Origin of the sequence: Phormidesmis priestleyi ULC007 (assembly GCF_001895925.1) — a bacterium.
Taxonomy (GTDB): domain Bacteria; phylum Cyanobacteriota; class Cyanobacteriia; order Leptolyngbyales; family Leptolyngbyaceae; genus Phormidesmis_A; species Phormidesmis_A priestleyi_A.
The window spans coordinates 30,220-43,895 of sequence record NZ_MPPI01000017.1; the positions used below are offsets into that span (position 1 = coordinate 30,220).

Below are 13,676 nucleotides of genomic sequence, written 5' to 3' on the forward strand. Positions count from 1 at the left end.
CCAAATCTGATTAGTGGCTCAACACCAAATTGTCGCGATGCACGATCGTCTCTGCACCCTCATAACCCAAGATTATGGGGATCTCTTCAGATTGGTGTCCTTGAATCTTCTGCAACTCTTCGCGGCTGTAGTTCACTAGCCCTTTAGCGATTTCAAGACCAGAGCGATCGCATAAAGTCACCGCGTCATGACTCTCAAACTCGCCTTCAACTTGCAGAATTCCGGCAGCGAGTAGAGATTTTCCGGCGTTGGAAATTGCTTCGACGGCTCCATCATCTAAAATTAGCTTTCCAGTCGAGACTAAGCCGTGAGCGATCCAGCGTTGACGAGCATTAAAGGGGCGAGGTTGCGGTTCAAATTGAGTGCCGATCGCTTCTCCTGCCAAAATCTTTAAGAGATTCATCGGCGATCGTCCTTGAGTGATCACGGTTCTCACCCCGGCACCCGTCGCAATTTGGGCAGCCGCAATCTTTGTCACCATGCCACCTGTGCCCCAGCGAGAACCCGCACTGCCCGTCTGCACCTGAAGCTCTGCGAGTTGCTTGATACTTTGAACCCGCGAGATCGGTTGAGCATCAGGGTTGCTGCGCGGATCGTCGGAATAGAGGCGATCGACATCGGTGAGCAAAAATAACCAATCTGCATCGACCAAACTGGCAACTAGCGCTGATAGCGTGTCGTTATCGCCAAATTTGAGTTCATCCACCGCAACCGTATCGTTTTCATTGACGATCGGAACGACTCCCAGTTGCAACAGCTCTTGAAAGGTGCGGTAGACATTCACATAGCGACTCCGCTCAATCAAGTCGCCACGAGTCAGCAACACTTGCGCGATCGGCTGCTGCATTGCCGTAAAAAAGTCATCGTAGATTCGCATCAGGCGACCTTGCCCAACGGCGGCAACAGCTTGTTTAAGGGCGATCGATTTAGGGCGATCGGTCATTCCCAGTCTCGCGCACCCCACTCCAATGGCTCCTGAAGACACCAGCACTACCTGACTTCCTTGCTGTCGTAAGGTACTGAGAACTTCTACCAAGGCAGCGATTGTGGATAAAGCGAGTTGACCCGTCTCAGGCTGAGTCAGGCTAGATGTACCAATTTTGACCACTACTGTTTGAGCCATAGCAAATTTAAAATAATGATTAGATGATTGCGACTGTTAATCACTAAAGAGATGGAGAATCACTCATGAATTTTGCGCTACGATGAATAGCTAACCATAGAGTAAAGAACCGTAGGGTGCAGGATGGAGAATGTCGATCGCGAACAAACGGTAAATGTACTAGCATCTATAGTTAAGCACCTGAGAAAACTCAGAACAAGACTTAGTGAAGCACAAATATCACTTAGAGCAAAGCTAACGCCATGACCCAAACAAAGCAACGGTTCTCAAGTTTTGAGGAGTATCTTGACGATGACGACGGGACGGATAATGTGTATGAATTGTTCAACGGAGAATTAATCGAAGTGCCGCCAGAGCCAGGATTTAATGTCGGAATTGCAGTTTTTCTACTGGCTCAATTTCTTCCACTGGTAGGACATCTGAGAGTCAGACCTCATGGGCTAGAACTCGAAGTTAGAGGCGAACCGCGCAACCGATTCCCAGATCTGACCATCATTTGTGAACAACATATCGAACAACTGAAACGGCGCAACACGATTCGTCTGTCGATGGCTCCTCCATTATTGGTTGTTGAAGTGGTTAGCCCTGGAGACTTGCAGCGAGACCGCGACTATGTGGCAAAACTAGGGCAATATGCAGCGATCGCCATCCCCGAATATTGGATCATTGACCCTGAAACTCAAGAGATATCTGTCTGCAATCTGCTCGGTGGAAGCTATGAAGTGAGGGAGTTTCGAGGAAACGATCGTATTCAACCTCAGCTTGAAATTCTCCAAAGTTTGCAGTTGACGGCTGAAGAGATTTTGAAGGCAGGGGATTAGAGGAGCAATGATTTTTGTAGAACTTAGACGTTAGCTTTCTATAGAGGGAGATAGAAGTATTTGGAAGAAATCAAAAGTCATGATCTTTTCGATTTTATGTCGCAAATCAGCCAAGAGATGTCCTCGGAGTATGCCCGTATTCAGAAACGTGCTACCGAAGATTCTGGTACTGCTGGAGATCAAGGAGAGGAGAACTGGGCTGAACTATTGAGGGATTGGTTACCACCTACCTATCAAATTGTGACGAAAGGCAGAATCATAAACCAGGATGGTAATACCAGTCCTCAAGTTGACGTAATCGTACTAAAGTCGTCTTACCCCAAGAAGCTACTCAATAAGAAGGTTTATTTGGCAGCAGGTGTAGCTGCTGCTTTTGAATGCAAAGTCACTCTCAAGGCTGCTCATATTGCTGAAGCTTTAGAAAGTTGTGTTGCAATAAAGTCATTCTTCACGCCCAGAAAAGGCTCTCCCTTTAAGGAGCTAAATGCTCCAATATTATATGGGTTACTGGCACATTCCCATTATTGGAAGGGCGATAGGTCAACACCAGTTGAAAATATTGAAAATAAACTTGTTGAAGAAGATCGCAGATTGGTTGATCATCCAAGAAAAACAATTGACTTGATCTGTGTGGCCGATCTTGGATCTTGGCATTCCTCAAAGAAGACTTTTTTGACACCGAATCAATACCTCAATTTAAGGACTCCACCAAATCATTCTGGACGATCGCTTGAAACCACTACTGCATACATAGGACATACAAACAACTTTGAGAATCAAATGGAGCACTTTAAACCAATAGGCGCTTTTATCTTTTACTTATTTCACAAATTGGCGTGGGAGAATCAAGAGTACCGTAGCCTTGCTGATTATTATGACCTGACTGATATAGCTGGTTCTGGTAGTGGTCCTGTCAGGTATTGGAACAGCAATATTTATTCTGATGAAATCAAAGTAAAACTTGAGAGATATATAACAGGTGTCGAAAGAAGCATAGTGTCAAATGGTGAACCCTGGGACGAGTGGCAGATCATGTTTTGAGATCATTCCTTCTAAACCTCTGCTAAAAAGATCTTCTCTGCGCTTAGTGTCAACCCTAGTAAGGCATCAGAAATAACGATCGCTGTTGCTCAAAAACTTAACCGTAAATGGATTGGCATCGACATCACTTATTAAAGCATTAGTTTAATTCTCAAACGCCTCGAAGATAGCTATGGAGAAGCAGCCGTCTTTAACGTCAAAATGACAGGCATTCCGAGAGACATGAAATCTGCCGAAGCCTTGGCGAACAAGAACGACTTTCAAGTCAAATCTGGCAAAGTCGATTCTCGTGACATTCGCGATCTCTTGGGCACAATGACCCGCGAAAAAGCCGCCCTTGGCATCTTCATCACCCTCAAAAAACCCACCAAAGATATGCTGCAAGAAGCCAAAACTTGCGGACTCTATCATCACAAAATTATGGGATGTTCCTATGACAAGATTGCGATCGTCACCATTCAAGACATGATCGAAAACGGTCTACGATTGCACGTACCTCTCAGCATGGAAGTCCTTAAATCTGCCCAACGCAAAAACCAGGAAGACAATCAGTTACCGATCTTTTTAGAGCAGATGGACGAAGCCGTGTAGATTGCGGTAACTGCAAAGCAGAAGATCGAGATCAAAGAATTCCGCAGCCCGCTTTTTGCATAGACTAAACTAGATTTTAGGCGCACTTGCACACCTTAAAATTATGACAACATCACTGCCCGGACAAGACAATGCTGTAGCGAATGCAAAGCCTTCCGCCTCAGAAAACGCCACTAAGCGACCGATTTGGGAAATTGTTGCCGAAATTGGCGCTCAGATTCCTGATGAAGAATGGACAACTGTGCCCAGTGATGCCTCCATCAATTACAAACATTATCTGTATGATCAGCTCTCGAAAAACTCATGACGGCTGTGTTTGCTGATGCAGGATATTGGATTGCGCTTTTCAATCCTCATGACGCACTGCATACTAAAGCACTCACAGTTTCTCAAGCAATACAGGCTCAACCGATCGTTACAAGTCAAACGGTGTTAGTGGAGTTTCTCAATCACTACGCATCAATGGGTTCAAGATTTCGTCAACGCGCTGTCGAAGTTGTAGAGCGCCTTCAACAAGAGCCAGATGTTGAAATCATTTCCCAAACCAATGAGCAATTTGATAAGGCTTTGCTTCTCTACGCACAGAGACAAGATAAAGAGTAGGGATTCATAGACTGTGCTTCATTTCTGATTATGCCAGAGCGAAGAATTTCACAGGCACTTCCCTACGATGAACACTTTCGGCAAGCAGGTTTTGTGCCTCTGCTACGGGAGAGCTAACAATCTGAAGGCAAGTCGGGACGCATCGCCCACGCCCCTCGATCGCTCAAATTGCTGAAGTTAACGCTAGAGATTGATCACGACTCCTGCAAACTTAAGCAGATCAATCATCTTAAAGTCTCCGGTCGTGCTGAGAGTCGGTATCCACTCAGGATCTTGCTTCAAATAAGACAAAGAGTCTCCTTCTAGCAAACCAATTAACACCTCTGTAATAATGCGTCCGCCTACCGGACCCATGCGCTTGCCGTCACCCAATACGTCTGCCTCGCGCAACACGTAAAACCATAGGGGCGTACGGGTATCTAAAACAAAGTGCTTGAGGTCAGCAAGATCGCTTGGCTCAAGAATCTTCTCATTCATTGCTTTCGCGACGCTCTGACCCGAAGGTACTCGAAATGCTAGATTTCGGAGCAGATTGCGCTGAGCAAGCGACTGAGGCTCCATACCGGGAATACCCGGCAGATCAAACAGCACTGACGAGAGCCTCGTATCGATCGTTTTGTTAGGACGCGATCGCCCATCTCCAAAATCAAAAAACGTTTGCCAGTCAATAAAGCGGCGTTTCGATCGTTTACCCCCCCGCAGGTCATTGGGGTCTGGATCATTGGGTGCGGGTGAATTGACTCTGCCGTCATCAAAGATCAGCGCAATAAACTGTTCACTATCATCAGGTTTTGCCCCAAAGTTGGCGCGATAGCTGGGACGCACCTGCGAATGCCCAAATCGATAGGCTGCTACCGAAAACTCAACAGGAATGAAGGGCAAGTTGCGCCAGTTATAAAACTTCCGCCCATGGGTCAAAACGTTTGTGACCATCTCTTGACCTACCGTTTTGGGCAGAAACTCATGCACAATAATCCACTGATAGTGCCATCTGACCAAGCGCTGTGCCTCTGCAAAAATCTCATTCGGATTTTTCAATTCTGTTTCTTGCTTGACCCTCGCCACGACTGCGTTGTGAAACTTCAAAAAGGCAAGGTGGAGTTGAGAGACAATCAAGTTTTCGTCGTTGCGGGGGTCACCAATCAGGGCAACGTTTTGACTGTTGCGAGGTAGATCAAATCGGGGTTTGCCATCGCGAGACACGGTACTTGAGTCTGGGATTTCTTCGGTCAGAAAGGTGGTCAGCCCAGAGTCAACGTTTTGATCATATAAGTGAGGTGAGGCGATCGAACCCGACCCATAAACGTTGTCTAGCGCCAAGGTCGGTGTTCGGAAGTTGGCGATCGTTTCTGGGTCTTGCTGACGTTCTAAACTCGATGTAGGGTCGAAGGTCATATCGTGGTCGAGAAACTGACCCAAAAAAGTCATGCCTGCGGTCAGGTTTGGGTTGTTGGGATTTTCCAGACTTTTTTCGGGTTTGGTAATTAGTCCAACGGGGTCATTGATATCATCTTTGGCATCCATGATGCCGCCTTGTTTACCAATCTCTTTGAGGGCTGCTCGCAAGGTGGGGTTGTCTCCTGCAAAGGGCGGTAGCGTTGGGAATAGTCGTCCAAACTTTCCTTGGTCGTGGTAGATAGAGCGAGGAGGGTTCTCTCCTCCTAAAGGCATGGCTCCATGACGGGTCATATAAAGGGTTTCCTTACCGCGATCGGTCTAGCTTAAATTCACCTCCAGACTAACCATCAGGTATTAAGAGCGCGAAAATATAACATCTCGCAGCATATTTCTTGAAGATAAGTAACGCACGATACTGTTTTTTGTAGCTTATAACTGTTACCTCTTGTGATAGTTTTCAACGATTTAACTCTGCGATCGCATCCTCCACAGTTCCTCGAAATACGGTGCCTGCTTGATGAGCGGCTTTCGTTTGAGCAATGTTATTGGCGATTTCTGCACGGCGGTGTTCAATCAGTCGGCGTTGGATGATTTCGAGCAGCGCGGCTTGATCGTCAATGGAGAGAGATTCGATCGCTTCTAACATAGGCGATCGCAGGCGTTTGTTAGATTTGGGAGCGATCGCCCTTCCAACAAAACAGCAGTTTCAATTCCTGTTCTAATTCCCTTCTGTATTGCGACAATAGAATAGAGAAGATATATGTCAAGGTAAGGTCATTATGCAGCTTCGCCAAGACCTTCTAAATTTGATTGAACAGCTTTCTGATGAGCAGTTGGTTTTGTTGATGCCGTTGGTTCTTGCCTTGCGAGATCATCATCAAGTCAAGCAGGTTTCGAGTGAAGCGTCCGGGGCTTATCAGGCTTGGGTAGGCGCGGAAAATGACGTGTATGATGAACTTTTTGTAGATGAGTTGGCAACGCAGTGATCGTGTCTGCGGATATGCTTAATCAGGTTTCGGATGATGTAATGGTGGTGCCTGGTTGTTGGGATATACCTGCAAAGACATTTGTAGCATTCTTTATGGTGCTAACAACAGCGATACCTTACGCCCAGGACTCGCGAAATATCTATACCCACTGATCGGCGATCTGATTCGTGATCGCACCCAACAAGAACCAGGTAAAATCACAGGCGTTGTCGTCCTAGTCCAGCTAGAAAAGTTGGGTTATCGGAAAGCCTTGATGAGCGAAGACTGAGACTCTGTTTTGGATAACTAAACGATCGCCGCCCTACGCGCAGTTGATCTAGCATCCTGCCAGGGTGCAGTCGGGCTGTGGTACAGACAAACGACCATACTGCACTTAATCAACACATTACTAAAACCGTTGAGTTGAGCAAACTGCTATTACGATCACGCAAACTGCTTTACGCACTCATCTCAGCTACCTAGCGAACTAAAATCATTGGGAATCTCATCGGCTGAGATCTGCAATACTTGCATCATCGCTTTCCACTGACGAGGCGTGAGTTTCGCTTCCGTTTCGCCAGAGATCCATCTCTGATAGGTGCGAAGGGGAACGCCACAATGCACCGCAAACTCAGCTTGAGAAAAATGGGTTCGTTCGACTCTCAAAGCTTCGATCGGCGATTGGCTGTCTTGGGGGCGGCGATCTTTGTTCACTCTCAAAATATTGACGCGCCATATTGCCGGATTGATAGGTGACGTGTCATATCGTTTACGAGATGGTTTACCTCTAAGAGCAGCTAAACATAAACTTCTTCTAAACCCCAGCCGCAAAGATTTGTTCTGCGGTAAGCGCCAACTCTGGAAAGGTGTCAGAAATAACCCGATCTTTTCCCCGAAATTGCTGCACTTGATACTCGCCTTCCATCCACTGATAAACCGAAATCGTCGGCTGTTTGGGAGAGCCAATATATCGCTTTGCACCCAATCCTTTAAAATCGACAATCCAATACTCAGGAATGCTCATCCGTTCGTAGTCTGTCACCTTGTTTCCATAGTCGGTGTTCCAATTGGTACTCACCACTTCTACGACTAGTTTGATCGATTTGCCATGCTCGATCGTCGATGATTTCTTCCAGCGGGGTTCATCCTGAAGTGCCCCTCGGTCTAAAACAAGAATGTCTGGTTGGTAGCCACTGTCTTCGCCGGGAGGCTTAACCAGGTAAGTTCTGGGAATGATATAAGGCAATTGCAGCCGTCGAACTTCCAGAAACAATTCACCTGTAGTAAATGCGGTTACTTCTTCGTGATCACCTGTTGGCAGCATTTCAGCGATCGCTCCTCTATAGAGTTCGTAGCGCCCTGCTCGATCGGGATACCACTCTACAAACTCCTCAAAACTCATAAATTTTGGCGAAGCTTGAAACATAGTGCTTGCCTCTCTCATCTTTCAACTGATATTACGATAACGCGAACTGAAAAACTTTCCAGTGTTTGATGGAAAGTTTCCAGCCTTCTATCCTAGGATTCGTGATACATTAACCCCAATCCTTCCGCTTAAACAGGTATCCAATCTTGAGGTTAAAGGGTAAAGGTAGATCATCGTTTAGTCCGCATGATTTGCCGAACAAGATGAAGCCGAGACAATTTTGCCGCTTGTGGTTCAACGTTAGTGAAGAAGACGAGAAAGCCAGAGGCTACCGCACGCAATGCGTAAAACTGCTTTCCCGCGTCATTGGTTTGGAGGAAGACACGATCGAACGTTGGGGTTCAGGGGTCGATTTTCCTGGAATGCCAGACCAATACGAAAACACGCTGGGCTATGCCATGACGATTAAGCGAATGCTGGAAGAAGGCGGAAAGAGTCAACGCGAGATCTTTCAAGCCGTTTTGCAACAGTTGGAAGATTCATAAAATTTATTATTGAATTATTTTCTGACTTTTTACTGGAAACTCTCATCCTTATCTATTGACCCCAAACCAGGGGTTTTTTATTGTTAGAAAGTTCAACTGTTTTTCGTGGCATCTAAAATATGAGTTACCAAAACTCGCTCAGTCCCTGGGTGATTATCGTCGCCTGCCTAATTTTCAGCGTCAATTTATCGATCGATTTCGTCGCCGCACCCACGCCGAAGAATATTTGAAAGTGATTCAGCGCCTTAGCCCCGATGCTGAATTTGAGATTGTCTACGAGATTGCTCAAGCAGAAAGCCATAAACCCTCACCCCAAACCCCTCTCCCGCAGGAGATGGGTTTCAATCAATCTCTGGTTCCCTCTCCTTGGGGAGAGGGCTAGGGTGGGGGCTGCTTTGAGGCGGTTTTAGGAAAGTCGCACATCGCGTCACTAAATTACTTTAAACAAAAATAATCTGTGTAAAAGCATTACAAATAACGCACCTACACCGATTAACCTCAGAGCTTTAGTAGACAGCGTTCACTGTTAGAGAACTGTTGAGCGTCAACGACAAATCAGTTTGAGGATTTACCACTAGCACGTCGGCACTGCCACGTTTCAGCAAGAATTGACCTAAAGCACCCACACCACTCCCGATCAAAACCTTGCCTACAGAAATGCGGCGGTTGCCTGTGATTCCACTAATAATCGCGGCAGCACCCGCCCCGATCGCGGCACCCGTTAAAATACTGCCTGTGCTTGCACCTTTTTGGATGGTTTCTCTGCGGGTCACCACATTAGAAGAGGCATCGATCGACAGGCGATCGCCATTCGTCAAAACCAGCGTTTTCGCAAAAAACTGAGTGCCGCCTTGCGAAGGTCTGAGTTCGCCTTCTACCTGGCTTCCAGCCGGAATCAACAACGCGCCAGACGAAGTGCGAACGTTTCTAGCAATCTTCAGCGTGACTGCACTGGTTTCGTTAGGTGCCACCACAATTTTGTCGTTGTCATAGGTAACAGGCAGAACCGTGCCTCTCGGAATTCTCACCTGACCCGATTGGACGGGTTGAGTAGAAGGATACTGCTGTGAAGGGAACAAGGGCGCGGCGGCAGCATTGCCGATCGCAAAGGGTGCCAGACTTGTAGAGGTCATGCCCAATGTGAGAGCCAGGACAGTCCCCGTTTGCCATTTTCTGAATTTCAACATTTGCACGTCCTTAGAGTCTTAGTCTAGTAGCGATGGTTTCAATGACCGAGGCAAGTTTAGCAAGGTTCCTAATGAGGGAAAAATCATCCAAAGGGCATAAGGTAGGTGCAGATTGTGAAAGGCTTCTGCTATCAACGATGCTCGATCGCCAATCCCCTATTCATGGGGCTACTGTGTATATACAAATGGCTTCAAGTTCGGATTTCTTGGGAATTGTCCCCTAAATCCCCCAAAATGGGGGGACTTTGAATTTTGGAACTCTCTCTTCTCAAAGTCCCCCAAAATGGGGGATTTAGGGGGCTGAAATGGAGCGATAAACGATTTGTGTATACACAGTAGACCCATAGGGTATGTTGAAAAGCCCGATCGCGCCGTCATTTTTAAGAGTTTTTAGAAAAACCGTTACGGACTAACCCTTCAAGCGCGTACACTACAAGAAGTGCGAGTGTACTTCGGTGCATTTGTACTCAATTCACTCGATCGGGCGAATCGCTCTCAATGATTCCTCAGCAACTCACACTCAAGAATTTTTTGAGTTATCGTGCCGCCACGCTTGACTTTCGGGGGCTGCACACCGCTTGCGTGTGCGGAGCTAACGGGGCTGGCAAATCGTCGCTGTTAGAGGCAATTGCTTGGGCGATCTGGGGCGAAAGTCGGGCAGCCTCTGAAGATGATGTAATTCACGTTGGTGAAGCTGAAGCGCGAGTTGAGTTTGTGTTTAGCATGCATCAACAAACCTATCGCGTGATCAGAACTCGGCAACGAGGAAACGGCGTAGCGCTAGAGTTTCAAATTGCCCACGGAGCGATCGCAAGTCACAACTCAGATTCACACTTACCCTCGTTTCGATCGCTCACCGAAAAAGGAATTCGTGCCACTCAGCACTTAATTCTGGAGCATTTGAAGCTCGATTACGATACGTTTGTCAACTCAGCTTATTTGCGGCAGGGTCGCGCCGATGAGTTTATGCTCAAGCGTCCGGGCGATCGTAAACAAATTCTCGCTGATCTGTTAAAGCTACAGCGCTATGATGAGTTAGCAGAGCAAGCCAAAGATAAATCTCGTCAGTTTAAAGGGCAAGTAGAACTGCTAGAACGAAATCTAGCGTCGATTCAACAACAGTTGCAACAAACCGAAGCGATCGCGCTAGAACGCGCCCAGTTAGAGGCAACACTAGCGCAAATGCAGCAGCAGCAAACTGCCTATAATGAGCAGTTGCAGAATCTTTTAGCCAGACAGCAACACCGACAAACCACAAAACAGCAACTCACCTGGCAACAGCAACAGCAACGTAATCTTAATCAAGACTGCCAACGCCTGCAAAAAGAACTCACGCAGATCGATCACCAACGGCAAACGCTAATTGAATTGCTGCAACAAGAACGCGCGATCGCCAATGGATATCAGCAATGGCAAACGCTGCAAATGCGGGAAGACGGCTTTACTACAAAATTTCAAGCCCATCAGGTTGCTCAAGCCAAACGCCAACAATATCAGCAGCAACAAACCACGAAACTCAACGATCTTCAAAATCAGTTACAAAATCTGCAAGCGCAAGGCGTGGTGTTAGAACAACAGTTTCAAGAGATTCAGCGCACCCTCAGCAAAGCTGCCGATGTTGAAGCCGGAGTTGAACAACTGCGAGAGGCACGGCTGCAACTGACTCATCTAGACCAACTGCAAATGCAAGTGGCTCCGCTGCTTCAGCGTCGCCAACACCTGCAAAGCGATCTCGATCGAGCCTCAACCCGACTCACCGCCAGACTTGATGAACTGCGAACTTCTGCACATCAGCTTCAGACCCAGCAGCAGCGTCAGCCCAAACTACAGCGCGCAGCCGTCGAAGTTGCTGATCGCATTGAAGCGTTAGAAAAACTCAAACTCTATCAAGAACAAGTGCGCGAAAAAGGGCTAGAGCGGCGCAGCTTTATGGATCGACTGCAAGCCCATCAGCGCGACCACGAAGCCCATCTCGCCGAATTAGATCACAAACTGCGGATGCTCAAACAAGGCACATTAGGAGATCAAGATCTTGCAGAACTAGAACGTGAGTTGACAGCAGATAGAGTTACGGATGAACAATCCATTCATTCAACCGAGTCCTCATCCGCAACTCAATCTGTTGCGACTCTCACGCAACCCTCAATCCTCGACCCGCAAAATTCTTCTTATCCGCCTTGTCCGCTCTGCGATCGTCCCCTCGATGAACCCCACTGGAATCTCGTCTTACAAAAACACGAGCAGCAGCGGCAAGAAGTGTTCGATCAAATTTGGGTGATTCGAGAACAGTTAGCGGTGTCTGAGCGAGAAATTCAAGTTTTGCGGCGAGAATATGCAGAACTTGACACTCAACTCGCGCAATTTGGCTCGGCGTTAGAGCGACGCGGACAACTGCAAGAACAACTTCAAACTACCGCCGATGTGCAAAAAAGCCTGGAACAACTTACGGTAGAAGCTTCTCAACTCGAACAACAACTGCACGATCGAGACTATGCCACTGATGTGCAAGAAGAATTGACCCTACTCGATCGCAGCCTCCAACAACTGAGCTATGACGAAAAAGATCACGCCCTGGCACGAGGAGCCGTCGATCGCTGGCGGTGGGCAGAAATTAAACTTGCAGATATCAAACAGGCACAGCGACGACAGGCCCAAATGACTGCCCATCAGCCAGAGCTAACAGCTCAAGTGTCTCAGCTAGAACAGCAAATAGAACAGCTTCAGGCAGACACCGCCGCCGGATTTGTGCAGAGCGATCGCCAAATTGCTGAAATTGGCTATGATTTAGCGCAACACAATGCGCTCAGAGTCGCACTCCGGCAGGCACAGCCTTGGCAGTTGCGGTTTCAAGAACTGCGACAGGCACAGCAGCAATTTCCGCAGGTGCAGCAGCGTCTCCAAGACTTGGCGCAAACCCTCCAGACGCGGCTAAACGAGCTGCAAACGGTGAGCCTCCACACTCAAGAACTCGTCAGTTATTTAGAGCAAACATCCGATTTTACGGCTCAGATTCAGGCGATCGAACAAGAACTACAACGGCAGCGCCAACAGCTAGATGAACAGCTTGCCCGTCTGGGTCGGCTTCAGCAACAGCAACAGCAGCAAGACGCGCTCAGAATTCAAGATGGAGAACTCAGAACCCAGTTAACCCTGGCACGTCAGCAGAGCCGAGTCTATCAAGAACTCGCCTTAGCCTTTGGCAAAAATGGCATTCAGGCACTCTTGATTGAGAATGTGCTGCCGCAGCTAGAAGCGACAACGAATCAAATTCTTTCTCGTCTCAGTGCCAATCAACTGCACGTTCAATTTGTGACTCAACGCACCGCCCGCAGTGCAAAATCTTCTAGCAAATCGACGCGAGGCATCACCCAAAATCCCAAATCGATCGAGACCCTCGACATTCTGATCGCCGACGCTCACGGCACACGCCCTTATGAAACCTATTCAGGCGGAGAAGCCTTTCGGGTTAATTTTGCAATTCGTCTGGCGCTGGCTCGATTGCTATCACACCGATCGGGCACTGCCCTGCAAATGCTGATTGTTGATGAAGGCTTTGGCACACAGGATCAAGAAGGCTGCGATCGCTTGATTGCGGCGATTAATGCGATCGCGCCTGACTTTTCCTGCATTCTCACAGTTACACACATGCCCTATTTTCGAGAGGCGTTCCAAGCGCGCATTGAGGTCACAAAAACCTCTGAAGGCTCACAAATTATGCTCTGCCTCTAGGGATCTATCAAAATTAAATTGCCAGAGTGATTGTATCAATTTGATTTAACGTGAGATCGATGAAGTTTTTCGCTGCGGTTGCAAATCCGGATTGCCCCCTAAATCCCCCAAAATTGGGGGACTTTGAACCTAAACTCTGAGCTTAAAGTCCCCAAAATTGGGGGATTTAGGGGGCAGAAGCCGCTGAAAACGAAGCGAAAGAACTCATCGAACTGACGCTAAATTAAGCAAATTTACGTACGGGTAGGGCACTGCCGTGCCTTCAACCTTGCAAGTAACCGACGTTATGTAATTTACGATCCTT

General features: G+C 47.5%; 16 protein-coding genes. 10 read left to right on the forward strand and 6 right to left on the reverse strand.

Annotated features, from left to right (window positions below; all coding sequences use genetic code 11):
* Window positions 1-10 precede the first annotated feature (10 nt).
* The gene (proB, locus tag BRW63_RS15415; protein ID WP_073068890.1) at window positions 11-1,123 is read right to left on the reverse strand and encodes a glutamate 5-kinase; all 1,113 of its coding nucleotides are present in this window, start codon (window positions 1,121-1,123) and stop codon (window positions 11-13) included.
* Between the two features lie 242 nt (window positions 1,124-1,365).
* Here proB and BRW63_RS15420 point away from each other — a divergent pair, with 242 nt between their 5' ends.
* The 5 genes from BRW63_RS15420 to BRW63_RS15440 all read left to right on the forward strand — a co-directional run bounded on the left by BRW63_RS15420 (window position 1,366) and on the right by BRW63_RS15440 (window position 4,179).
* A complete protein-coding gene (locus BRW63_RS15420) occupies window positions 1,366-1,944 on the forward strand; it encodes a Uma2 family endonuclease (RefSeq protein ID WP_073068889.1) in 579 nt (192 codons plus the stop codon).
* A gap of 60 nt (window positions 1,945-2,004) precedes the next feature.
* On the forward strand, window positions 2,005-2,985 hold the full coding sequence (locus BRW63_RS15425; RefSeq protein WP_083582581.1) for a DUF6602 domain-containing protein: 981 nt from the start codon (window positions 2,005-2,007) through the stop codon (window positions 2,983-2,985).
* A gap of 201 nt (window positions 2,986-3,186) precedes the next feature.
* Entirely contained in the window at window positions 3,187-3,576 is a 390-nt protein-coding gene (locus tag BRW63_RS15430) for a restriction endonuclease (protein WP_143161978.1), read from the forward strand.
* A 103-nt stretch (window positions 3,577-3,679) separates the two neighbouring features.
* Complete coding sequence (locus BRW63_RS15435; protein ID WP_073068886.1) at window positions 3,680-3,883, forward strand: hypothetical protein; 204 nt, start codon at window positions 3,680-3,682, stop codon at window positions 3,881-3,883.
* On the forward strand, window positions 3,880-4,179 hold the full coding sequence (locus BRW63_RS15440) for a type II toxin-antitoxin system VapC family toxin (RefSeq protein WP_219898253.1): 300 nt from the start codon (window positions 3,880-3,882) through the stop codon (window positions 4,177-4,179). Before BRW63_RS15435 ends, BRW63_RS15440 begins: the two co-directional genes overlap by 4 nt.
* A 183-nt stretch (window positions 4,180-4,362) precedes the next feature.
* Here the strand turns inward: BRW63_RS15440 and BRW63_RS15445 are convergent, their stop codons facing one another.
* Entirely contained in the window at window positions 4,363-5,868 is a 1,506-nt protein-coding gene (locus tag BRW63_RS15445; RefSeq protein ID WP_073068885.1) for a peroxidase family protein, read from the reverse strand.
* Between the two features lie 166 nt (window positions 5,869-6,034).
* The gene (locus BRW63_RS15450; RefSeq protein ID WP_073068884.1) at window positions 6,035-6,223 is read right to left on the reverse strand and encodes a hypothetical protein; all 189 of its coding nucleotides are present in this window, start codon (window positions 6,221-6,223) and stop codon (window positions 6,035-6,037) included.
* A gap of 133 nt (window positions 6,224-6,356) precedes the next feature.
* On the opposite strand from BRW63_RS15450, the gene BRW63_RS15455 reads away from it, so the two are divergent.
* Together BRW63_RS15455 and BRW63_RS15460 are read left to right on the forward strand one after the other, a co-directional pair.
* Window positions 6,357-6,563, forward strand: coding sequence for a hypothetical protein (locus BRW63_RS15455; RefSeq protein ID WP_073068883.1), 207 nt, complete (start codon window positions 6,357-6,359; stop codon window positions 6,561-6,563).
* A gap of 55 nt (window positions 6,564-6,618) precedes the next feature.
* Entirely contained in the window at window positions 6,619-6,834 is a 216-nt protein-coding gene (locus tag BRW63_RS15460) for a hypothetical protein (RefSeq protein WP_073068882.1), read from the forward strand.
* A gap of 182 nt (window positions 6,835-7,016) precedes the next feature.
* On the opposite strand, the gene BRW63_RS15465 is transcribed toward BRW63_RS15460, so the two are convergent.
* Entirely contained in the window at window positions 7,017-7,259 is a 243-nt protein-coding gene (locus BRW63_RS15465) for a helix-turn-helix domain-containing protein (protein WP_073068881.1), read from the reverse strand.
* Between the two features lie 100 nt (window positions 7,260-7,359).
* A complete protein-coding gene (locus BRW63_RS15470; protein ID WP_073068880.1) occupies window positions 7,360-7,971 on the reverse strand; it encodes a Uma2 family endonuclease in 612 nt (203 codons plus the stop codon).
* 203 nt (window positions 7,972-8,174) lie between these two features.
* Between BRW63_RS15470 and BRW63_RS15475 the strand changes: the two genes are divergently transcribed.
* Window positions 8,175-8,456 carry a hypothetical protein gene (locus tag BRW63_RS15475; RefSeq protein ID WP_073068879.1) on the forward strand — a complete coding sequence of 94 codons (282 nt, stop codon included), beginning with the start codon at window positions 8,175-8,177 and terminating at the stop codon, window positions 8,454-8,456.
* Between the two features lie 55 nt (window positions 8,457-8,511).
* Complete coding sequence (locus tag BRW63_RS15480) at window positions 8,512-8,838, forward strand: hypothetical protein (protein WP_073068878.1); 327 nt, start codon at window positions 8,512-8,514, stop codon at window positions 8,836-8,838.
* A gap of 124 nt (window positions 8,839-8,962) precedes the next feature.
* Here BRW63_RS15480 and BRW63_RS15485 read toward each other — a convergent pair whose 3' ends face one another.
* Window positions 8,963-9,643: a hypothetical protein gene (locus tag BRW63_RS15485; RefSeq protein WP_073068877.1), complete on the reverse strand. Its 681-nt coding sequence runs from the start codon at window positions 9,641-9,643 to the stop codon at window positions 8,963-8,965.
* Window positions 9,644-10,141: 498 nt separating this feature from the next.
* On the opposite strand from BRW63_RS15485, the gene BRW63_RS15490 reads away from it, so the two are divergent.
* Window positions 10,142-13,372 (forward strand): AAA family ATPase, encoded by a 3,231-nt coding sequence (locus BRW63_RS15490; RefSeq protein WP_073068876.1) that lies wholly within the window; start codon window positions 10,142-10,144, stop codon window positions 13,370-13,372.
* The last annotated feature ends 304 nt before the right edge of the window (window positions 13,373-13,676 follow it).

What these genes read in the sequence shown, in the direction of transcription:
- BRW63_RS15455 (WP_073068883.1), top strand. Translation starts at nt 6,357, where the DNA reads ATGCAGCTTCGCCAAGACCTTCTAAATTTGATTGAACAGCTTTCTGAT.
- BRW63_RS15475 (WP_073068879.1), top strand. Translation starts at nt 8,175, where the DNA reads ATGAAGCCGAGACAATTTTGCCGCTTGTGGTTCAACGTTAGTGAAGAA.
- BRW63_RS15420 (WP_073068889.1), top strand. Translation starts at nt 1,366, where the DNA reads ATGACCCAAACAAAGCAACGGTTCTCAAGTTTTGAGGAGTATCTTGAC.
- BRW63_RS15485 (WP_073068877.1), bottom strand. Translation starts at nt 9,643, where the DNA reads ATGTTGAAATTCAGAAAATGGCAAACGGGGACTGTCCTGGCTCTCACA.
- proB (WP_073068890.1), bottom strand. Translation starts at nt 1,123, where the DNA reads ATGGCTCAAACAGTAGTGGTCAAAATTGGTACATCTAGCCTGACTCAG.
- BRW63_RS15445 (WP_073068885.1), bottom strand. Translation starts at nt 5,868, where the DNA reads ATGACCCGTCATGGAGCCATGCCTTTAGGAGGAGAGAACCCTCCTCGC.
- BRW63_RS15470 (WP_073068880.1), bottom strand. Translation starts at nt 7,971, where the DNA reads ATGTTTCAAGCTTCGCCAAAATTTATGAGTTTTGAGGAGTTTGTAGAG.
- BRW63_RS15490 (WP_073068876.1), top strand. Translation starts at nt 10,142, where the DNA reads ATGATTCCTCAGCAACTCACACTCAAGAATTTTTTGAGTTATCGTGCC.
- BRW63_RS15440 (WP_219898253.1), top strand. Translation starts at nt 3,880, where the DNA reads ATGACGGCTGTGTTTGCTGATGCAGGATATTGGATTGCGCTTTTCAAT.
- BRW63_RS15435 (WP_073068886.1), top strand. Translation starts at nt 3,680, where the DNA reads ATGACAACATCACTGCCCGGACAAGACAATGCTGTAGCGAATGCAAAG.
- BRW63_RS15450 (WP_073068884.1), bottom strand. Translation starts at nt 6,223, where the DNA reads ATGTTAGAAGCGATCGAATCTCTCTCCATTGACGATCAAGCCGCGCTG.
- BRW63_RS15430 (WP_143161978.1), top strand. Translation starts at nt 3,187, where the DNA reads ATGACAGGCATTCCGAGAGACATGAAATCTGCCGAAGCCTTGGCGAAC.